Raw genomic sequence first — 22,072 nt, 5'->3', positions numbered from 1 at the left:
GAGTGGCGCCTCCGGGCCCGAACACTCGCGGACGCGGAGCGGACGCCACATCTTCGCGGCGTCGTCTTCGACGACGAGCGGTGCTCAAGGGCGCAAACACCCGCGCCGCCGGAAGCGGCGCCAGTCAGCACGCCGCTAAGCGCCCGCATCCGGGAAAGCTGTTTGCTTGTACCCACCCCGCAGGCTGCCGTCGATGTAGGCGGCCTTGGTGGCGCGCCGGGCGATCTTGCCGCTGGAGGTGCGGGGGATGGAGCCGGCGGGCACGAGGAGGATGTCGCGGGCCATGACGCCGTGGCGCTGTGCGATGGCGGCGCGGACGGTGTCGGCGATCTCCTGCGGGTCGGTCTTCTTGCCCGGTCCGCGCTCAGCGACGATGACGAGTTGTTCGGAGGCGTCGTCGGGGTCGAAGCTCAGACCGCTGGTCGACTGTTCGAAGACGACGGCGGGGAGTTGGTTGGCCGGGACCGCGAAGGCGGCGACGAAACCGGGGCGCAGCGCGGTGCTGGCCTCTTGGGCGCTGAACTCGATGTCCTGCGGGTAGTGGTTGCGGCCGTCGACGATGACGAGGTCCTTGACGCGGCCGGTGATGTAGAGCTCACCTTCGAACCAGACGCCGTAGTCGCCGGTGCGCATCCATTCGGCGCCCTCGGGTGCCCCGTCGGTGTGGCTGCCCTGGGGCAGCGGCACGTCGATCGTGTTGTGGAAGGTTCGCTGGGATTCGGTGGGCTTGTTCCAGTAGCCGGCGCCGATATTGAGTCCGTGCAGCCAGATCTCGCCGACCTGGCCGTCGGCCTTCTCGGTGGCGGTGCCGGTCTCGTCGTAGTCGGCGGCGTCGACGATGGCGGCCCACTGGCTCAGGGCGACCTGGCCGCAGGACACCTGTGCGACGGCACTGGGGGCGTCGGAGTCGATGATCTTCATTCGTCCGGCGCTGAGTTCGTCGCGGTCGACGTAGATGATCTTGGCCTCGTTGTCGCGCTGAGTGGCGGAGACGAACAGGGTGGCCTCGGCCATGCCGTAGCAGGGTTTGATCGCGGTCTTCGGCAGGCCGTAGGGACCGAAGGCGTCGTTGAACTTCTTCATCGAGCCGACCGTGACCGGCTCGGAACCGTTGATGAGTCCGATCACGTTGGACAGGTCGAGGGTCTCGCCGGGCTTGGGCAGTCCGCGTGCGGCGGCGTGCTCGTAGGCGAAGTTCGGTGCGGCGGCGTAGGTGGGGGCGTTGTCGTCGTCGGCGGCGAGTTCACGGATCCAGCGGCCGGGGCGGCGCACGAAGGCCTGCGGGCTCATGATCGTGATGTATTTTCCGCCGAGCGCGGGCAGGATCACCGTCAGCAGTCCCATGTCGTGGAACATCGGCAGCCAGGTGACGCCGCGGGCGTTGCGGTCGATCTCGATGCAGTCGTAGATCTGCAGAACGTTGGCGGCGACGGCCTGGTAGGTGATCTCCACGCCGGCCGGTACGCGGGTGGAGCCGGAGGTGTACTGCAGGTAGGCGACGGTGTCCTTGTTGTGGTCCTTGCCGGCGACGGGGGCGACCCAGCCGGAGCCGACGGAGTCGGGGACCGCGTCGACGGCGATGACACGAGGACGTTCCTTGGCGGGGCGGTCGGCGAAGAAGTTGCGGACCGCCTCGGCGGATTTGGTGGAGGTGAGGATGGCGGTCGGTTCGCAGTCGGCGAGGACCGCGGTCAGGCGGTCGGTGTGGCCGGGCTCATCGGGGCTGAACAGGGGTACGGCGACGTTGCTGGCGTAGAGCGCGGCGAAGAAGCCGATGACGTACTCCAACGACTGCGGGGCGAGAATGGCGACCCGGTCCCCGTGCTTGGTGACCTGCTGGAGTCGGGCGGCCACCGCGCGCAGTCGCTTGCCGAACTGTGCCCAGGTGAGGTCCTGACGCTCACCGTCACGTTCACGGCTGTAATCGATGAATCGGTACGCGAGGGTGTCGGCCGCGTCGCGGACGTTGCGCTCGACATAGTCGACGAGCGTCGCGTCCTCGGTGAAGTGCAGCTGACCGTTCTCGTCGAGGAACTGGTCGAATTCAGTGTTCAGCATCCATCTACTCCTGTGGCCCCCACGTCACTCCCCTGCCGGGCAGGTGAGTGCGTACCTTTCTCGTGGCACACCCCGCGGCGCCCACGAACAACGATGACGCTCGACTGCTCGGGCATCGGTGTTCGCATCGGTACTCATCTCGCGACTACCGCCTCACGGTAGTGCAGTCGCGTCTTCGGTTTCGCTTCGCGTGATCGTCATGTCCGCTTTTTGTGATCCTGCAGCCCGATCACGTGACTGCAGGCCCCTCACCTGGGCGGACACCACCGGGTTCACGCATATCCGGTGTCCGGGTGCGCCGCCAGACCGAGGTCACACATTACTCTCCCTTGAGGAGCGAGATCACCGGCGCGAACGCGTCCATCTGGGTCGGGAACACCCCGACGTACGACATCGACGTCCGGCGCCGGATCTCGCGGATCTGATCGGCGATCTCCTCGAAGGAGCCGATCGCGATGTACGGCGAGCTCAGCACATCGTCGACGGTGAACTCGGCGTCGCGGGCGATGTTCGGCGGATACCCCTGATCAAGCGCCTTGAGAGCCATCTCGGCGGTGGCCTGCCGATCGTCGGTGATGACGATGACCGCGATGGTCCAATTGATCTCGATGTCGTCGAATCGGTCGCCGGCCGCCGCACGGATGCGGTCCACGCGCTCGGCGGTCTTCTCGATCGTCATGTCGGAGAGCTTCATCTTGCCGTCGGGTGTGGTGCCCGGCGCCACCGAGATGATGTCGGCGTGCTTGGCTGCCAGCGCGAGCATCTTGGGGCCGCCACCGCCGACGGCGATCGGCGGGCGCGGTCCCTGCCGGGGCCGCGGCGTGCCCTCGAGTCCCTTGATCTGATAGAACTCGCCGTCGAAGTCCACGGTCTCGCCGCGCATCAGCTTGTCGAGGATGGTCAGCGACTCGTCGAGACGCCGGATGCGTACGCCGGGCGATTCGAACGGGATACCCGCCTTGTCGAATTCCTCTTTCATCCAGCCTGCGCCGATGCCGAGTTCGAGGCGTCCCTTGCTCAGCACGTCGATCGTGTTGGCCTCCTTGGCCAGGATCGCCGGATTGCGGAAGCCGTTGGCCAGCACCGAGGTGGCGAGGCGGATACGGCTGGTGGCCTGACTGAGTGCACCCAGCGCGGCCAGCGGTCCGACCTGATTACCGAGGTGATCCGGTACCGCGAACGTGTCGTATCCGTACTCTTCGGCGGTTTGCGCGAGTTTGACGAACTTACGGGCGCCGCCCTCGTCCTTGTTGCCCTCGCCACCCGCGCCGAACCGGAACTTGCGCACAGTGCTCTGGCCCGGCCCGGCGGGCTCGACCTGGGTCATACGCGTCTCTCCTCGTGCCCGGCGGTACCTGCCCGGCGTCGTCGATGTTCCGGCGGAGGATCTCCCCCACTTTGGGGGACATCGCCGAACCAGCCCACAACGTTAATGCAGGCCCGTGAGCTCACCAAACGGTGCTTGGTTGCGATCGCTCCGCGAATCGCGCGTGCGTGCGCCCACCTGCACCGCTCGTCGTCGTCATCGCATCGTCGCTACGCTCCTCGCTCTTCCTCCTGCATCGCGGCGCGGCGCACACACGGGCTCGTAGGCGGCGCTTGTTGCGCCCGTCAGTTGTGGGCCGGGCGGGGCGCCGCGTCGATCAGGTTCTGCGACCAGCCGAGCATCCACTGGGTGGCGGTGGCGCCGTCGTGGGACCAGTACCGCGGTGTCGCGTAGAGGGCGTGCACCGGGTTGTTCAATGCGCCGAGCAACTGGTTGACCGCGCCCAGCGGATTGGTGACGGTGGGCGCGTCACATATGAGATCGCCTGGCGCACAGATGGATACGACCTTGTCGCGAACGCTGCCGAATCCGCCGGTGCGTGGTCCGGTCATCGTGATTCCCGGTACGAGCGTACCCATTCCACTCAGCGAGATCTCGGCTCCGACGCCCGGCGGGCTCGGGGTGATGTCGCGCTGATCGCCGGGTTGCCGACGACCGTCGGCGATCAATCCGACGCCGAGGACGAGATCGGCATCCTCGGCGGGTAGCACCCCGCCCCGCCCGTTTCCGATCGCCGAGGCGAGATCACCGGAGATCACCGCACCCTGTGAGAAGCCCATGATCACGTAACGGGTCAGCGGGCAACGCTCGTGCGTGCTGATGATCTTGCCCGCGGCCCGCTTGTAGCCCTGGGTCCGCGAGTCGTTGTAGTCGGCCTGGTGGTCGTTGAGGTTGGTCGGGTTACGGAACTGCGCCACGTAGGGAACCGTGTACACCTCGGTCCGCGATTCGGGGAACTGCTCCTTGAGCGCCGAGGAGACGCGCAGCATCAACGATCGCGGATTGGCCGTGGGGTTGTCCGGGTCGTCATCGGCGGCCGACTCCCAGGTACCCGGCACCACCAGGGTCAACACGTCCGGACAGTCGGCAGACTGCGCCTCGGGGCGGGTGGACGGCGTCGACGGCGTGGTCGAGGTGCCCGGCGGTTGCGGCGCACCGCCACGCAGACCCTGCACCCACAGCACGACGAGAACGATGGCGATGATCGCGAGCAGGGCGACCGCTGCGAGCATCAGCGGCAGGATGCGTCGGCGGGCCGGGCGCGATCGGGCACGGCGAGATCGGCGGGCGGCGTTCACCGGTCAGGGTGTCCGCTCAGAAGCGGTGATCCCGCGCTCAACAGTAGTAATCCTCGGCGGCCTTGATCACCTTGTCGGCCTTGGCGTTGGCCTCCTGCGTGCTGTTGGTGCCGGGCGCCACCAGCGCCACCACATACCCCTTGGTGGTCACCGGATCGGTGTTCTTGCGTTGGGCCTCACACACCCAGATCGCGACGCTCAACGCGACGCCGTTGTCCTCGTCGCCGAGCAGGGTGACGTTCTGATCGCGCAGGGCCTGCAGATACCGCTTGGCCTTGGGATCGAGGGCCTGACCCGACGGTGCGACGAACGAACCCGACGCCGCCGCGGTGGTACGCGGTGCCGTGGCGGGCAGACTCGAACCAGCGGTGGTCGATGTCGCCGAATCGGGGGACGAGGAGTCGGCGGCGGCCGACGACGAGGGCGCACTGGACGACGCCGAGTACAGCGAGGTGGTGGTGACCGGGTTGCTGGTGATCGGGGCACTCGCGGTCGAATCATCCGAACACGCCGTCAGCGAGCCGAACGCCAACGCGGCGCCCATCATCATCAGGCCGAGCCTGAGGTACTTGGTCATCATCACTTCGTCATCGCTTCCACGTCTCGCGCCGTGAAAACAGCACGGCACAAACAACATCGGGCCAACGCTCACCGGTCGGTGTGCGGACCGCCAGCGCAAGGCTACCCAACACCTCCGACGAATCCGGCCGCGGGAACACGTGATCTGCGGAAAACCCATGGATTCCACAGAGAGCTCTCAGGCCCGGCACACTCCGATGTCCCCGGGATCACACGCGGGAGCCGCCCCACGTGGTGTGGAGCGGCTCCTGCGTGTTCATGTCGGGTTCGGTCACCGGGCGAGTACGGCACCTCCGCGCGGTGTCCAGTTGATCCGACCGTGCTCAAACGTCTGGAACTTGCCGCCGTCGCGCCAGTTCTGTTCGTCCCCGGTGGGCAGGCCGAGCTTGCCGCCCGGTCCGCCGGCACCCGCGTAGGCGCCGCCGATGGCCCCACCCACCACCTTCGGGCCCTTGGGTCCGGTGATGATGCGTCCGCCGGCGAAGTCCTGTGCCCGACCGCCTGGCACGGCGTACTCCGGCGTGAGGCAGGCACCGATCCGGGCGCGGTCGGCGACCTTCTTGAACGCGGCGCTGGGACGGCAGCTGACCTTGTCGCCGGACAGGCCGAGTGCGGCGGCGGCCTGCGGCCATGCCTGATGCATCTCGAACTCCCAGTACGGCCAGGTGTGGGTGCCCGATGCCCGGTAGACGGCCTGACCGGGAATCCCCAACTGGTTCAGCTTGATCGCGAACTGCTGCGAGGTGACCCGGGAGAGTAGTTCCAGGCCGACGCCGGAGTAGTTGGTGGCCAGCATCGGGATGTCCGACGGTGAGTCGTGCGGGCCGATCATTCCGTTCCCGGAGGAGATATAGAGGCTGGTGCCCTGGAGCTTGTCGGCCAGCAGGTAGGGATCGTGTTCCTTCCAGGCCGGATCGCTGGGCGGCCCGAACATCTTCATCGCGTCGTAGCCGCCACCGTCGCGCAGGGCGAACTGAATCGCCTGCGGCATGCCGTAGGACGTCATCTGAAGGATGCCGGAGAACGAACCGGCGAACTTGTAGAAACCGGGATTGCGGGCCGCGAGCATCATCGCCGCGGAGCCACCCATCGACAGCCCCTCGATCCCGCGGACGTCGGTCGACCGCCAGTCGCCCTCCAGGATCGGCGGGAGCTCATGGATGAGGAAGGTCTCCCACTTGTAGGTCTTGCCCTTGTCCGGCTGCTGCCAGTCGGTGTAGAAGCTGGATTCGCCACCGATCGGCAGGATGACGTTGACGTTCTTGTCCTGATAGAAGTTCACGATGTCGGTGTTGATGATCCAGCCGCTCTGGTCATCCTGGGCACGCAGGCCGTCGAGCATCGTCAGTTGGGCGAACTTGGCCCGAGGATTGGCCCACCAGTCGCGGGCGAGCAGGATCTGCACCTGGATCTCGGTGTTCATCGCCGGCGAGAACACCCACAGGGCGACCCGGCGGTCGGTGTACCAGTACGTCTTGGTGACGCGGGCGGGTGCCGTCGCCGCGGGCGCTGCGGCCGGCGCGGGACTGGCCGCCGGGGCCGGAGATTCCGCCGGTGCCGGGGAGGCGGGTGACGGTGCCGGGGAGGTCGCCGGTGGCGCGGCCGGCGCGGGTGCCGGTGCGCCGTGTGCGGTTTGCTGCCCGATCAACGTCCACGCCGCTGCCACCACGGCGATCACCACCATCGTGATGATCATTCGGACGGGGTTGCGCCACCGTGGCCGCCCCGCACTCGCTGTTCGCATTCCCTTGAGCTCCTTCGCACCCCGACGACCCGTCGCCACGGGGGATTGTCCTCCCGAACACCACATGAGTCACAAAAATCTCACTGGTGTCATTTAGCCTCAGGTGTTTCTTACACGGTCATGCGCGTCGGGCGGGGACGCCACGCTGTGGCAGATGAGATTTTTGTGACTTCTGTGATCTAGGCGGACAGATGTAGCGTCCCGACCGGGTGACCGGCCGATGCGAAAACCCCGGCCGGAACCAGTGGTTCCGACCGGGGTCGGTAGAGCAGTTGCCGCGTCTAGCGGATCAGCGGAAGAAGCCCTGTGCGTAGGCGTTCCACACCATGTCCTGCCAGTAGCCCCAGGCATGGGTGCCGTTGGCGTAGTGACTCATCACCGGCAGACCGTTGATCAGTGCCAGCCCCTCGAAGGCCTTGGCCTGGGTGAAGGCGAGCACCTCGAGCGTCGAACCCTTGAAGAGGTCGTCGAACACGTTCGGCAGTGCGTTGTACCGACCGAACAGGCCGTTACCCGAGCCGACGAAGATCTTCATCCCGTGCATCCGGTTGATGAGCATCGACGGGTCGTTGTCGTACCAGCGCGGATCCCACGGCGGGCCCCACATCGCGTCGACGTTCCACGGCGCCGGTGCGACGTCGAGCATCGCGAGCCGGATCATCGTGTGCATGCCCGGGGCGCTCAAAAAGTTGTAGCCAGACAGCGAGCCGGCGGCGTAGTAGAGGTCGGGGCGGTGCGCGGCCAGCGACAGCGCGGCGTTACCACCCGAGGAGATACCCATGATGGCGTACTTGCCGTTCTTGCCCTTGTAGCCACGCTGCTTGAGCGCCGGCACCAGACGATTCTGGATGACGCATTCCCACATGTACCGACGCTGCTGCCCGTTGAAGTTACTGGGCGCATTCCAGTTGGTGTAGAAGCTGGCCGGGCCGCCGATCGGCTCGACGACGTTGATGCCTCGCTTGACCAGTTCCTGGATGTTGGTGTTGATCTCCCAGCCGGAGTAGTCGTACTGGGCGCGCATACCGTCGAGCATGATGACGGTGCGCTGATTGCCCGGCTTGAACCAGGTGCGGACGTTGACCCGGCCCGGTGCCATCGACTTGTTGCCGAACGCCCCATTGGTGGGCATTCCGCAGGCGTCGATACTGAAGTTGTTCTGGAGGCCGGTGCCGTTGATCCGGGCATCCGCCTGACCGGAACCGGCAACCACTCCCACAAGTCCGGCCACCGTCAGCGCGGCGACCACGACCGCCACCAGCCGACTGCGGAGCCGGAACCCACCGGTCGCCTTCGGTTTCATCTCACCTGCACCCATCGACTGAAATCTCCCTCTGTCACCGGCGTCACGGACCCGTCAGATCGGTCCGCCCACGCCGGATTACAACGACGACCTCCGGTTGACCCCCAACACCACATGCTCGTGCGATCGCTCGCACACGACTTTCGGCAGCCTATGTGAGTTGCCGAACCCTGACAAACTCTGTGATCTCTCTCACATCGCTCTCAGTTTGGTGCTGACAGACGTCACCGGACGTCTTGTTCACGGTCGTTCTATCGATCGCGCCGCGCGGCACGTTACCGATTCGAGATCATTTCTCGCAACTTCTGTGCGCGACCCGTGCGAGACCGCGCATCACCGCGGGTTGAGACGTTCCGGCATCTGCAGGCCACAGCGCTGGATCTCGTATTCGGGATTGCGATTGATCCGGTAGTCGGTGAACCCGAAAGACTGCACCAGATTGCGCTTGAACCGCGACCACGACCACGGCTCCTCGAACGAGGCGAACCGGTCCTGGGTGGCGGGGCAGGTGAGAGCCACCTGAGCCTGACGCACCACGTCCTCGTCGAGGTATCCCGGCAGCACCGGCTTGCGTGGGTTGGCACCGGCCTCGGCGACCACCCACTCCGACGGCAACACCTTGTCGTGCCCGATGCGGCCGTCCTCGAGCCGCTCGGTGTGAGCGGCCAGCGGGTACGCCAGGCCCATCTGATCGACGACGCGCACGTCGAGCGGCGCGTTCATGCTCGTCATACCGAGATTGAGGAAGTACACCGTGAGTTGCCGCTTGTCGGCCGGGGTCCGCTCCGGCAGCTTGGCGATATACCACTCGTCGTAGTTGAACGACGCCAGCAGTACCCCGCCCTCGGTGCGGTACTTCTCGATGTTTTCGACCATCGCCTGCATCCGCGGGTAGTGCAGATAGTCCTCGGCGGTCACCGGATTCTCGTTGCCCATGTTGGTGACGTAGAAACGGCGTTCGTCGACGATGCCGCTACGACCGATGTCGATACCGGCATTGGGCAGCACGGTCTCGTGCGCGGCGACCGCCCAGATCACCGTCGCGACCCACATGCCCAGCATCAGGGCCGAACCGACCAGCTGAAGTCGCGTGCGTCGGTTGCGGTCGGGGTCGGTGCCGGGCTGATCGGAGGCCTCGGAGTTGATGTCATCCGCTGGGGCGTCGGCATCGGCTGCGATGTCGTCGACCGCGTCGGTATCGGCTGCGATGTCGTCGGTGTCTGGCTGCTGCTTCGCGCCCGGGGTCCGCCGGAATGCGGCGAGGATGCCGTGGACCGGGATCGTCACCGGGATGACCATCAGCGGCAGCAACAGGATGAACAGCGGGGTCAGCAGCACTCGGCCGTGCATGAAGTCGCCACCCTGACGCAGCCAGTACACGAAGACGACGGCGCCGGCGAGCAGTACTGCGATCACCACCGCACTCGGCGTCTGCAGGCGCGCCGACCAGCCGGCCACGCGCTCGCGCCGCGACTGCGGGCGAGCAGGCGTCGGGGCGGCGGCCGTCGGCCGGGATCGCCGCAGCCGCACACCGACGATCAGCACGATCCCGGCGACGAACGCCAGGATCACCGGCAGAAGCAGCGTGTACGGGCCGAACAGGTTGGCCAGGTAGAGGAATCCCTGATGCCACTTGGAGCCGCTGGCGTCCTTGGCCACCGCCGGATTCGGGACCAGCAGCGCGTAATAGCCCATCCGGAAGATCTGGTAGCCCACCGGCAGCACCGCGGCCACCACGACCACACCGACGCGCATCCTCCATCCGAGCGGGGCGAGAAACACCAACATCAGGGCGATGCCGCCGACGATGGCGAGTTCGGGGCGGATCAACGGTGCCAGACCGGCCCAGAACGCGAGGAACAGGGTGGCCGCGGCACCCCACCGGGTTCCGTCGTCGCCGGAACGTCGTCGGCTAGGCCGCCTGCTCCACGACACCAGCAGGCACCACAGCGTCGCCGCCCAGAAGATGCAGAGACCGTTCTCCAGTCCGCTGGTCGCGAAGTCTCGGGCGGGCGGGAGAGCGATGTAGATGATCGCGCCGAGCGGCAGCAGCAATGTGTAGCCGTCGCCGGTGATGCCACCGAGGCGGGTCCCCATCAGTCGGGCCGTGCCGTACATGGCGATCGGGATGGACGCCACCGAGAGCACCAGCGCCACCCATAGCGCGACGTATTCGAGTTGACCGTCGGTCACCCACGCCCAGAACCACAACAGGTAGGTCCAGGCGGTGGAGGTGTTGGCCTCGACCCGCTCCCCCGCGTTGAACACCGGGCCGTTGCCCGCGAAGAGGTTACGCAGGGTACGCAGGACGATGAGGCCGTCGTCGGCGATCCAGCGACGCTGCCAGGCACCGATGGCGAAGAAGATGGTCACGGCGACCGTACCGATCAGGAAACTGATCGTGGCGGTCCACTCGCGACCACCCCAGCGGCGACGCGGCTTGGCGCTCTCGTCCCCGTTGACAGCGCCCTCGTCGTCACTGACAGCGCTCTCGTCGTCGCTGACAGCGCCCTTGTCGTCGCTGACAGCGCTCTCGTCCCCGTTGACAGCGCTCTCGTCATCGCTGACAGCGCCCTCGTCGTCGAGATTCAGTCGCAGCCACCGCGTCGGGTTGTCGTCCGGCTCGGGCTGGGCTCTGCGCGCCGAACGCCGCGACGCCTCGTCGGCCGTGCGGCGGTCGTCGGCGGGTCGATCAGGAGACTGCATAGACCGCGACACCCACGCATACTATCCAGGCCACGGCCAGGACCTGCAGTACGCGGTCACCCAGCGCGATCTCCTCGGGTTCACCGGCCTCGCCGCCGTCCACGTCGACCGCATACCGCAGGATCGCGATGGTGAACGGCACCATCGACAAGGCGTAGGCGACGTTTGTGTCGTGGTCGGAGTTCTTGTCGAAGGCCCACAAACCGTAGAAGAGGACGACCGCGGTGGCCGCGAGCGTCCAGACAAACCGCAGGTACGTGGTGGTGTAGTACTGCAGCGCCTTGCGGATCTTCGCTCCTGTGCGTTCGGCGAGTTGCAGCTCGGCGTAACGCTTGCCGGCGGCCATGAACAGCGACCCGAACGCCATGACCAGCAGGAACCACTGCGACAAGCGGATCTCGGCGGCAACGCCACCGGCGATGGCCCGCAGCAGGAAGCCCGACGACACGATGCAGATGTCGATGACGGCCTGGTTCTTCAGACCGAAGCAGTAGCCGAGCTGGATCACCAGATAGATGGCGATGACCACCGCGGTCTGCCAGTTCGCGACGAAGGCCACCGCGAGCGATCCGGCGCCGAGGATGACCGCGAGGGTGTAGGCCAACGGCACCGGGACGACGCCGGCCGCGATGGGGCGGAAACGCTTCGTCGGGTGATTACGGTCGGACTCGACGTCCATCGAGTCGTTGACCAGGTAGATGCACGACGCCACCATGCAGAAGGCGATGAAGGCGATGCCGGCCCGCCAGAGGACGGTGGAGTCGGTGATGTTGCCCGCGGCCAGCGGCGCGGCGAGAACCAGGACGTTCTTCACCCACTGACGTGGACGGACCGCCTTGATGAGCCCGGCGGTCAGGTTCTTGGGCGGACCAAGGACCTTCCCGTGCTCGATCGGCTCCTCGCTCATGCGTTCTCCCTGTTGCTGAACTTCCCACCGACCAGTTGCGACATCACCAGGCGGGCCGTCGATCCCGGCACCAGTGCGAGCGCACCGAGGCGGGCGGCCACGCCGGCGAGCCGGGTTGTGGTCGGATGGCGGGCCGCGGTGTCGGCGGCGCGCTCGATGAACTGATCGCCGACAACGACGGCACCGGCACTCAGGGCACCGATCGCCGCACCGGCGGCGACGTCGCTCGGATAGTGCACACCGAGTACCAGTCGCGAGGTGAGCATAGGCGGCACCAGCGCGGCCGGGAGCAGGTAGGGCGGTAATCCGGCGGCGCGACCGATCAGGATGGCCGCCGCCGTCGTCGACGTGGCATGCGACGACGGGAAGCTCAATCGGCTCGGCGTCGACACCCCGACGACGATGCGCGGGTCATGTGGTCGCCGGCGCCGCACGATGCGCTTGATGATCACCGACGCGGCGTGGGCACCGAAGGCACCGACACCAGCCTCGATCCAGCGGCGCTGGGCCACCTCGTCGTCGCGGCGTACCGCCAGCGCCCAACCGATACCGCTGATCGCCAGCCACCCCAGCGAATGCTCGCCGAAGTGCGAGAGCCCGCGCGCCGCGGGCAGCACACCGGGCCGATCCGCGAGAGCACCTTGGATCGCGACGAGGGCCGCCGCCTCCCCGGTGGGTGCCGGGCCGATCACACTGACCGTGCTGACGTCGCTGTCAGTCGATTCCGAAGACACCCGCCCAGCTCTCCTTACTGGTCAATTCCTGATGTTTGCCGCGATAGAGCTCGCGCATCTCGTCGAATCGCTCGTTCAACTCCCGGACCAGGGCTGCCGACTCGCGGGCCAGGGCGATCATCGTGTCCCGATCACGCTTGCGGTAGACCACGCCCCGACCGTCGGCGGTGGTGACGGTGACGCCGTCGACCCGGCCCAGCGAGAACCAGCGGGCCTCGATGGGCGGGTAATTCGCCTGGGGCACTTCGTGATGCCGCGGGTCGGCCGGACGCATGTTGTTGACCACCACACCGGCGAGCGCCCGCAGCTTGGCCACCGCGCCCTCTGGGATGTTGGTGCCCAGATGCGTTGCCTCACCACTGGTCCGGGGCAGTTCGGTCGCCGACGGCAGGACCACCGCGTCGGAGAACTGCTTGCGCATGCCGGCCACCTTGGGCAGCGCGGTCGGCAACAGCGAACGGATGTGATCCGGACCGGCCAGGAAGTCCCGGATCGCCTCGTTCTGGATAGCGACGGTCGAATACTCAAGGCACAGAAGATGTTTCGCTGTCGCCTTCGCCATCGACTGCAAGATGCCCTTGATCGGGCCGTCGTGATGGATGGACGCGACGACGAGCCGGTTGCGCAGGTGGAAGTACGCCTGCCAGTCGATGGCGTCGTCCTTGTCGCTCCACGCCATGTGCCAGATGGCAATTCCCGGCACCGTCGCCGTCGGATAGCCGGCTTTCGCTGCGCGCAAAGCGAATTCCCAGTCATCCCACTTGATGAACAACGGCATCGGCAGGCCGATCTCCTCGGCGCACTGCCGCGGGATCATGCACATCCACCAGCCGTTGCCCTCCACATCGATGCGCCGATGCAGATTCTTGGAGTTCTCGCGGTCACGCAGCGGGTACTGGGCGAAGTTGTGGTCATACTCGACAAACGGCGCCGCCGTCCACATGAAGGTGTGGTGATTGATGACCTCACCCATGCAGTGCAGGTGGCTGCGGTCCTGCAGGTTCAGCATCTGCCCACCGACGAGCATGGGGGATTTGGCAAATCGCGACATCGCCAGGGCCCGCAGGATCGAGTCGGGTTCGATGGCGATGTCGTCGTCCATGTACAGCACATACGGACTGTCGGTCAGTCGCAGCGCCTCATACATGATGCGCGCGTACCCGCCCGAACCACCGAGGTTTCCCTGATCGAAGATGCGCAGTCGCTCGCCGAGCGCTCCGGCGGCCTCGGCGTAGCCGGGTTCGTCGACGACCTTGCGGGTGCCCTGATCGGGCATCAGGACGGCGTCGATCACCTCGTCCACCAACGGATCCGAGGTGAGGGCGGCGAGCGCATTGACGGCATCGGTGGGCCGGTTGAACGTCGGGATACCGACGGTGACCCGCTTGGTGTCTGCCGGTTGCGGGCATTCGATCGCCGAATACCAACCGGCGGAGACGATTTCGGTCTCGGTGTCGGTGGTGATGTCGAACCAGATCCAGCCGCCGTCCTCGAACGGCCCGAGGTCCAACTCGAATTCGATGACGCCACGGCCGTTCTCGTCGGTGGCGATCAGATCCCCGCCGATACCGATCCGGGAACCGTCGACCTTGGAGCGGTACAGATCCACCCGGCAGGTGCCGATGACCTCAACACGCAGCACCACCGTGCTCAGGACACTCCAGCGGCGCCAGTAGGCGGCGGCGAAGGCGTTGAAGTAGCTTTCGAAGCTGACCTCGGACTCGGCGCCGAGAACCACCGAGGTGCGGCTCGGCGAGTGTGCGCGACGACTGTTGCCCCACGATTCGACGAGGTACAGCGACCGCACGTCGACCGGTTCACCGGGCCGCGGGAAGATCACCCGCTGCAACAGTTCGACGGCCTTGGACTCCTCGGCCATGGTGGTCTCGGGCTGTGTTTGGGTCACGGTCACTGCCTCGTCTTCTCCACTCCGGCCTGCTTCACTCCGGTCTGCTTCACTCCGGTTCACCGGCCCGTCAACGATGCGCCGTCGGCCAGGTGCGGTGCCAGCGTGTTCTCGAACATGGTGAGCGCGCTGGCGATCGCCATGTGCATGTCCAGGTACTGATAGGTGCCCAGGCGCCCACCGAAGAGCACCTTGGCCTGGACCGTCTCGGCCTTGGCCAGATCCCGGTAGGTGGCGAGCATGTCGCGGTCCTCCGGAGTGTTGATCGGGTAATACGGTTCGTCGTCGTCGGTGGCGAATCGGCTGTACTCACGCATGATGACGGTCTTGTCCGACGGATAGGTGTCCCGCTCGGGATGGAAGTGCCGGAACTCGTGAATCCGGGTGTAGGGCACGTCGGCGTCGTTGTAGTTCATCACCGGGGTGCCCTGGAAGTCGCCGGTCGGCAGCACCTCGGTCTCGAAATCCAGGGTTCGCCAGCCCAGCCGCCCGGCCGAGTAGTCGAAGTACCGATCCAGCGGCCCGGTGTAGACGACGGGCGCGTCGGGGTTGGCGGCGCGGACCGCGTCGCGGACCTCGAACCAGTCGGTGTCGAGCCGGACGTCGATCCGCTCGTCGGCGGCCATGTTCTCCAGCCACGCGGTGTACCCGTCGACGGGCAATCCCTCGTAGGTGTCGTTGAAGTAGCGGTTGTCGAAGGTGTAGCGCACCGGGAGGCGGGTGATGTTGCCGGCCGGCAGTTCCGTCGGGTCGGTCTGCCACTGTTTGGCCGTGTAATCACGGACGAAGGCCTCGTACAGAGGGCGACCGATGAGGCTGATCGCCTTCTCCTCGAGGTTCGTCGCATCCGCGGCGTCGATCTCGCTGGCCTGCTCGGCGATCAATGCACGCGCCTCGTCGGGGCTGTAATAGCGGCCGAAGAACTGGGCGACCAGGCCGAGTCCCATCGGGAACTGATAGGCCTGTCCCTTGTGCATCGCGAAGACGCGATGCTGATAGCCGGTGAAGTCGGTGAACCTGTTGACGTACTCCCACACCTTCTTGTTGGACGTGTGGAACAGGTGTGCGCCGTACTTGTGGATCTCGATGCCGGTGGTGGGTTCCGGTTCGGAGTAGGCGTTGCCGCCGAGGTGATGACGCCGCTCGAGGACGAGGACACGTTTGCCCAGCTCGGTGGCGGCGCGTTCGGCGACGGTGAGGCCGAAAAAGCCGGATCCGACGACGATCAGGTCGTAGCCCTGGTACGAGTCAGGAGCTGCGCTGCTATTGGATGCCACGGGTGTTCAGCGTAACGGACCGAACCTGAGGATTCGCCGACCCACGAGGCAACGGCTGCGCGTCGTACCCTTATGGAGTTGGTTTTCTCTGTCCCGGCGAGGAGGACTCGAGTTGACGACGGACATGACGTCGCTGATCACCACCCTGGTAAACGAGCTGCGGATACGCAGTGACGGTGCCGAGGACGTGCTGCGTGCCATCACGGCGGCTGCGGTGGGAACCGTGCCGGGCGCCGACGAGGCCAGTGTCACGGTGGTCACACGACGACAGATCGAGACGCCGGTCGCGGTCGGCGCCGGTGCTGCTCGCTGTGACGACATCCAACGCGAACTCGGCGAGGGACCGTGCGTGCGGTCCGCGGTCGACGACGCCACCGTGTCGATCACCGACATGACCCGCGACGAGCGCTGGCCCCGGTTCGCCGCGGCCGCCGCACAGGCCGGGATCGCCTCGATGCTGTGCTGCACCCTCTACATCGACGGCAGCGACTTCGCGGCACTCAACCTGCACAGCCATTCCTCCGACGCGTTCGACGCGCAGGCGCAGGCGCTCGCGGAGGTATTCGCGGCGCACTGCTCGACGACGTTCGCCGCGGTGCGAGAGAAGGAACAGTTGCGTCGTGCCCTGTCGTCGCGTGATCTCATCGGGCAGGCCAAGGGCATGCTGATGGAGCGGTACCGCATCGACGCCGACGCGGCGTTCTACCTGCTGGCCAAGTTGTCCCAGGAGTCGAACACCAAGCTCGTCGATGTGGCCGGCGGCGTGGTGGCCGCAGGTCCGGGGAGCTGACGCCCGCTACCGCAGGACGTTGCGCTTGGGGAAGCCCAGCACCGGGATTCCGCCGCGCGCCTGATACCGCGCGAGTCCTTGCCCGGCGAGTGCGTGCGCGCCGGTCTGCTGCGAGAAGAACATCATGCCCTTCTGGAACAGCTGGGTGACGCCCGCGCCGTCTGGGGTCAGCGTCGGCACGCCCAGCGCCTGGCCGAGTGGTCCGGTGATGCCACCGAGGTCGCCGGACAGCCCCTGGAATGCGCTGGTCGCCGCGCTGAGGAGATCACCGGCACCGGGCAGGAGCTGGTCGGCGAGCCCGCCCAGGGAACCGAGATCCAGCGACCCGGCCCCACCGGCGGGTCCGGTCGGCGGTTTCACGATCGCCGGCGGCGTCTGTTGACCCTGGACGGAGAACCACGACGATTTCAGACCGAGTTTGGTCCGCGCCTCCTCGCCGGTCGCCTCCACGCTGCGGCCACCACCGGTGGCACGCACCTTGAGTGCGCGGCCGTGCTCGGCGCCGAGACCGTTGGCCTCGATCACCTCGAACTTGTCGAGACTGCCCAGCCCGAAGGCCGCTGCCACCGCACTCGGGCTCACCGTCGCGGTCCAGTCGTGGTTGGGCGATCCGGCGTCACCGTCGTCGACCACCGCCGGGAACTTGCCGCCGGCACTGAACCCGCCGGTGGATGAGGAGAACTCGGTGAAGGCGGGTTGACCGTTCTGTAGCCGGATCTGGCCCGCGGTGGCATCGGCCGCTGCGTTGGTCCGCGGGTCCTCACCCGCGACGGCCCCGTACACCTGGGAGTTCTGCGTGTCGTCGATCTTCTTGCCGCCGGCGATCGCGGCCAGCGCGTAGCTGCGCGCGACGACCGCCTGCGCCTTGAGGGCCTCCATGCCGCCGGAGTCGGCCCAGCCGGGGATGCTCTCGCGCGGGATGACGCCCTTGACGTAGTCGTCGACGTTGAGTTTGTTGACCACGCGGCCGCCATCGAGCCCGAGCGATCCGCGGTAGGCGGCGTTGGAGCCGCACAGTTTGAGGAATTCGTTGGCGGGCCGGTTCGGCGCGGCGTTGACCGGATCGACGAAGGGTTGGGTCAGCGGCACCGAACGGATCACCGAGCCGCCGCAGCCGGAGAGGATGTTGGCCATGTTGCCCGCGAGGCTGACCGCCTGGCCGGCTTCGACGGGCTGCCCGCCAACGCGCATACCCGCATCGGAACGGACGCTGACGCCGCCGACGTTGGTCAAACCCACCTGGATCTCGGGGTTGGCCGGACGTCCGGCCGTGGTGTTGCCGTAGAAGTGCTGCAGGATCTGCTGATACGACCAGCCGCGTTTGGCGTAGCCGTACGCGCCGTACTGGCCCATACCGCGGCCGTGGCCGTATCCGTGACCGATCAGGGTGATCTCCGAGCCCGCGGTGAGACCGATGTCGGGTGCGCGGTCGGCGGTGGTCCCGACCAACGCGATACCCCCGACGAGCGTCAGTGCGGCCGCCGCCCCGATCGCCGATGAGGTGCGGCGTCGACGCGCCAGACCGGGGCGAACCCGGGTCGTCAACGCTCGTGTCAGGCGAGTCGCCATCGCTCGAACACACCTCCCCCTTCGGCCGGAACACCGCAACCGGCTGTTACGGATGGTGTTTATGTGACTCAAGTGACGATAGACAAGTCTCTTGAGAATCACCAACCACAGGAGATAACAACCACATCACATGTTGTGGGTACGCGGCGTGGGGTCGGCGCGTCGTCGACGTCGGCCGTGGAGGATCAGCGCGGCCGGTGCGGACGAGAGCCCACCGGGCCATACCGACGTGAAGGAGTGGACCACCCGTGCGATACCCGCGACGCAGACCCTCGATGATGATCGCCGCCATCGCCGTGATCGTCGGGGCGGGCTTCCTCGTCGACGCCGGCGCCCAGCGATCGGCGGATATTCGCGCGGTGGACACCCAACGCAGCCTCGAGGACGCGCCGACCGACGCCGTCGAGAGCGCGACGGTGAAACTCCGCGATGTCCCGGCCACCGCACTCGACCTCGCGCGATCCGGCTTGGGCCGGGCGGGGATCACCCTGCCCCGCCTCGATTTGTCGCAGATGCCGGTGGCCGATGATGTGCCTGCTCCGGCCACTTCCACACCGTCCGGTGCAGCCCCTTCGCCGTCGACAACTTCGCCGTCGGCAACTTCGCCGTCGACAACTTCGCCTTCGGCTGCGAGCGGTTCACCGTCCGGCAGCGCCCCGTCGGGGCGTCGCCCGGTAGGTGCACTCGTGAAGCATCTTGTGCGGGACACGCCGTTCAAGATGGTCGGATTCACGTGGACCAGGCCGGTGTGGAATGCCGACGAGCAGACGATGTTGCTTCGGGCCAAGCAGCCCAATGGACGCTGGGGCGACTGGATCGAGCTCGAACCGATTCACACATCGGGTGAGCCGTCGGCGCGACAACCGGGCGGCACCGAACCCGTGTGGGTGGGCGGCGCGAAGGAGATCCAGGTCGCCTTGGCCGCCGACGGTCTCGCCATTCCCGCGACGCTTGCCGCCGGCGACACCGGCAGCGGCCTCCTCGATCTCGTCGTCGGCAGTGGCGCCGAGATCGTGAAGAACCTCGCCGGCACGGTCTTCCCTGAGTTGACCGCGACCCTACTCAATCCGGACAGCCTGCTCTCCCTCGGATCGTCGATGCTGACGACGCTGTCCGGTGGTCCTCAGGTGATCTCCCGGGCGGCGTGGGGTGCCGATGAGTCCATCCGCTGCTCTCAGCCGTCGTTGTCTCCGACGTTGCGTGGCGCGATCGTGCATCACACGGCCGGGAGCAATGACTACACACCGCAGCAGTCGGCGGAGATCGTCCGGGGTATCTACGCGTATCACGCACGCACTCTCAATTGGTGCGACATCGGCTACAACGTTCTCGTCGACAAGTACGGCCAGACCTTCGAGGGCGCATTCGGCGGTCTGGACCGCAACGTCGAAGGCACGCATACCGGCGGATTCAACCGTGACACCGTGGGACTGTCGATGATCGGCAATCTCGACGAGATCGCGCCGAGCGGACCGATGATCGCCTCGGCCGGCCGGTTCCTGAAGTGGCGCCTGAACCTGGCGGGACTGAATCCTGCGGGGACTGCCGACCTCACGTCGGAGTACTTCTCCGACAGCAAGTTTCCCGCCGGAACCCAGACACACATGCCGATGATCGCGGGACACCGGGACTACAACAACACCTCCTGCCCGGGGATCCTGGGCTATCCGGCGTTAACGCAGATCCGCGGCCTGGCCGGGGCGATCGCCCCGCCCCCGGCGGAGACACAACCCGAGATCGCACCGAGTGAGACCGAGCCAGTTGCACCGACGAATCCACCGGTGATCGCACCGGCGCAATAGTATTCACTCACTTGCCCTCACGGCAGGCTGGACCCGCCGAGGCATCTCACGCTGCGCACCCCTGCGACGTGGGGCCGTCGAGCGCACGACACCTCTTGTCGGCGTCTACATTTCACTGTGGATTTGTCAAAGAACGGATGCGGTCCCAGCCGGGGCCGGGTGCGGGTTGGTTGGTCTGTTGTCTATCTGTGGGCTTTATGGGCGCTGGTAGTTCCCTTATCCAGCTGCTCGATCCGAGCCCCCATCTCCCCGGTCGAGCCCCTTTGCCAGCCGGTCGAGCCCCTTTGCCCGTCGGTCGAGTCCCTTTGCCCGTCGGTCGAGTCCCTTGCCCGTGGGTCGAGCCGGTGAGGAGCGCTAGCCGCCGCGTTGAGCTCCGTCGAAACGACGAGCCGTGTCGTTTCGACGGAGCTCAACGCAAGGAGACCTCGCAACCCGAGGCTGGAACTCGAATTATCATGCCGCACCCGGCAATCCATCCAACGTCATGGTCTTGCGGTGATACGACCTCAGCCATCGGCGTTGTGGGTCAACCGTTTCCGGTGGGATCAACCACGGGTGGTGGTCGGCTCCCATGACGACGTCCCATCCGTTATGGTGGACATCGTCATGACAGGACGAACAGAGCAAAGCGCCGTTCTCCACACAGGTTTCGCCGCCATCGATCCAATGGACGATGTGGTGCGCCTGGGTCCGCGAAGGCGGCGCACCGCACTTGATGCACCCTTTGTCGCGGTGCGTCAACGCGCGGCGTTGGGCCCGGTTGAACAGTCGGATCGTCCGTCCGAGTGACAGGGGTACCTCGTCTTTGCTGACGATCATCACACCGACGGTGGCGTCGCAGCACAGTTTTCGGGCGGTGGCTTCGGTGACCGATCCCATGAACCGCAGCGATGCCAACGAGGGCGTGCCGGTGGGGATCGTGAGGTTGACCAGTTCGGTGGGCATGCGTGGCCCGTCGTCGTCGCAGTACTGTCCGGTGGCGACACGGGCGGCGGTGTCCAGGATGATCTCGAGGGCGTCGGCACGCATTTGCCCGGCCGAGCGTGGATCGCGGGACCCGTCGGGTTGGGGTCGTGGCGCCGACAACACTTCGATCGCGGTCCGTAGTTTCTCCCCGAGCACGGCATGCAGATCGCCGGTGACGGTGAGTCGTCCGTCGTCGGAATCGTGAAAGTCCAGCGTGTTGATACTGCGATCTTCGCCCGCCGGTAGACCATCGGTGTCGTCGGCCTGCTGATTCCCGCGACTCTTGGCGTAGTCACGGATCTCGGCGGGCGTGAACCCGGCGGTCGCGTGCCCGAGTAGGGCAATGCTGTGTGCGTCGCGTTCTTCGGCGGTGACGGGTTCGCCGGATCGTTTCTCGATGTGCGTCAATCCTCGGACGATGGCGTCGGCGTGTTCGGCCGACAATGTGCCCAGCGCGGTGTGGCGGTGTACGCGGTCGATATCGGGAGTGGTACCCAGGCGGATCATGCGGGACGCCGAGGCCGGGGCGACACCCCACTCGAGCAGGAGCTCCTGCAGTTTGCGACCCTCCTTCTCTGCAACCTTCAGGTGATCGCAAAGTCCGACAAGCACACTGGCGTGGTGATCGACCAGATTGCGGATCAGCAGGATGGCATGCAGCGCGCTCTTTGCGTCCTCGTGGGTGAGGCTGCCGGTGGCGAAGTCAAGCTCCGACAACAAGTCGATGGTGGTGTCAAGTTCCCCCGATGTCATGTCCACCACAGTACGCCGGGTTGGCGGTCGACGCAAGGGTCAGTGTCGTGAATCCTGTTGTTGTGCATAACTTTTGGTCTGTGGATAACCTAGCGTCGGCGTCGATCCCTTGTCGGTGGGCTGTGCTATAGCGCGGCACGTTCACGGGAGACGTTGTAGTGGTACGGGTTCCAGCCTTGTCTCACCTGGTCTCGACACGGACTTCGTTTCGACGGAGCTCAACGCGGCGGCTAGTACTACAGCCGTAGATCGCGGGTTGTGAGGTTGCGCGGCGTGTTTGCGCTGGTGGGAGCGGCTGCCGGGGCATGATTTGTGGTTTGTGAAGACAACAAAAACACCCGCGGCAGCCGCGG

The 22,072-nt window shown here is 66.3% G+C and carries 15 protein-coding genes; 2 read left to right on the top strand and 13 right to left on the bottom strand.

Translation table 11 applies throughout. The features are described 5' to 3' along the window. Nucleotides 1–135 precede the first annotated feature (135 nt). The 11 genes from fadD32 to glf all read right to left on the bottom strand — a co-directional run bounded on the left by fadD32 (nt 136) and on the right by glf (nt 15,839). Nucleotides 136–2,058 carry a long-chain-fatty-acid--AMP ligase FadD32 gene (fadD32, locus tag ABLE94_RS24760; RefSeq protein WP_348807285.1) on the bottom strand — a complete coding sequence of 641 codons (1,923 nt, stop codon included), beginning with the start codon at nt 2,056–2,058 and terminating at the stop codon, nt 136–138. 319 nt (nt 2,059–2,377) lie between these two features. Continuing rightward, the gene (locus ABLE94_RS24755; protein WP_348807286.1) at nt 2,378–3,385 is read right to left on the bottom strand and encodes an LLM class F420-dependent oxidoreductase; all 1,008 of its coding nucleotides are present in this window, start codon (nt 3,383–3,385) and stop codon (nt 2,378–2,380) included. 284 nt (nt 3,386–3,669) lie between these two features. Next, nucleotides 3,670–4,683: a cutinase family protein gene (locus ABLE94_RS24750; protein WP_425476277.1), complete on the bottom strand. Its 1,014-nt coding sequence runs from the start codon at nt 4,681–4,683 to the stop codon at nt 3,670–3,672. 37 nt (nt 4,684–4,720) lie between these two features. Next, nucleotides 4,721–5,263 (bottom strand): DUF732 domain-containing protein, encoded by a 543-nt coding sequence (locus ABLE94_RS24745; protein ID WP_348807288.1) that lies wholly within the window; start codon nt 5,261–5,263, stop codon nt 4,721–4,723. A gap of 270 nt (nt 5,264–5,533) precedes the next feature. After that, complete coding sequence (locus ABLE94_RS24740) at nt 5,534–6,946, bottom strand: alpha/beta hydrolase-fold protein (RefSeq protein ID WP_348807298.1); 1,413 nt, start codon at nt 6,944–6,946, stop codon at nt 5,534–5,536. 349 nt (nt 6,947–7,295) lie between these two features. Then, nucleotides 7,296–8,324, bottom strand: a complete 1,029-nt coding sequence (locus ABLE94_RS24735) for an alpha/beta hydrolase (RefSeq protein WP_348810174.1) — start codon at nt 8,322–8,324, stop codon at nt 7,296–7,298. A gap of 318 nt (nt 8,325–8,642) precedes the next feature. Next, a complete protein-coding gene (locus tag ABLE94_RS24730) occupies nt 8,643–11,015 on the bottom strand; it encodes an arabinofuranosyltransferase AftB family protein (protein WP_348810173.1) in 2,373 nt (790 codons plus the stop codon). Further along, nucleotides 11,002–11,922, bottom strand: coding sequence for a decaprenyl-phosphate phosphoribosyltransferase (locus ABLE94_RS24725; protein WP_348810172.1), 921 nt, complete (start codon nt 11,920–11,922; stop codon nt 11,002–11,004). The genes ABLE94_RS24730 and ABLE94_RS24725 overlap by 14 nt, the downstream gene beginning before the upstream one ends. After that, a complete protein-coding gene (locus ABLE94_RS24720) occupies nt 11,919–12,656 on the bottom strand; it encodes a phosphatase PAP2 family protein (RefSeq protein ID WP_425476276.1) in 738 nt (245 codons plus the stop codon). Before ABLE94_RS24720 ends, ABLE94_RS24725 begins: the two co-directional genes overlap by 4 nt. Next, complete coding sequence (locus tag ABLE94_RS24715; RefSeq protein WP_348810179.1) at nt 12,637–14,535, bottom strand: glycosyltransferase; 1,899 nt, start codon at nt 14,533–14,535, stop codon at nt 12,637–12,639. Before ABLE94_RS24715 ends, ABLE94_RS24720 begins: the two co-directional genes overlap by 20 nt. A gap of 86 nt (nt 14,536–14,621) precedes the next feature. Continuing rightward, nucleotides 14,622–15,839 (bottom strand): UDP-galactopyranose mutase, encoded by a 1,218-nt coding sequence (gene glf / locus ABLE94_RS24710; RefSeq protein WP_348810171.1) that lies wholly within the window; start codon nt 15,837–15,839, stop codon nt 14,622–14,624. A gap of 112 nt (nt 15,840–15,951) precedes the next feature. On the opposite strand from glf, the gene ABLE94_RS24705 reads away from it, so the two are divergent. Then, nucleotides 15,952–16,629 (top strand): GAF and ANTAR domain-containing protein, encoded by a 678-nt coding sequence (locus ABLE94_RS24705; protein WP_348810169.1) that lies wholly within the window; start codon nt 15,952–15,954, stop codon nt 16,627–16,629. 6 nt (nt 16,630–16,635) lie between these two features. Here the strand turns inward: ABLE94_RS24705 and ABLE94_RS24700 are convergent, their stop codons facing one another. Next, a complete protein-coding gene (locus tag ABLE94_RS24700) occupies nt 16,636–18,198 on the bottom strand; it encodes a SpoIID/LytB domain-containing protein (protein WP_348810168.1) in 1,563 nt (520 codons plus the stop codon). A gap of 275 nt (nt 18,199–18,473) precedes the next feature. On the opposite strand from ABLE94_RS24700, the gene ABLE94_RS24695 reads away from it, so the two are divergent. Next, nucleotides 18,474–20,000: a peptidoglycan recognition protein family protein gene (locus ABLE94_RS24695; RefSeq protein WP_348810167.1), complete on the top strand. Its 1,527-nt coding sequence runs from the start codon at nt 18,474–18,476 to the stop codon at nt 19,998–20,000. A gap of 453 nt (nt 20,001–20,453) precedes the next feature. On the opposite strand, the gene ABLE94_RS24690 is transcribed toward ABLE94_RS24695, so the two are convergent. Beyond that, nucleotides 20,454–21,719 (bottom strand): HNH endonuclease, encoded by a 1,266-nt coding sequence (locus ABLE94_RS24690; protein ID WP_348810166.1) that lies wholly within the window; start codon nt 21,717–21,719, stop codon nt 20,454–20,456. Nucleotides 21,720–22,072: the final 353 nt, after the last annotated feature.

It is taken from the genome of Gordonia sp. VNK1, from assembly GCF_040049135.1.
In the GTDB taxonomy this organism is placed as follows: Bacteria; Actinomycetota; Actinomycetes; order Mycobacteriales; family Mycobacteriaceae; genus Gordonia; species Gordonia oleivorans.
The sequence above is the reverse complement of the archived record's forward strand: the minus strand, read 5'-3'. Positions and strand labels throughout refer to the sequence as shown.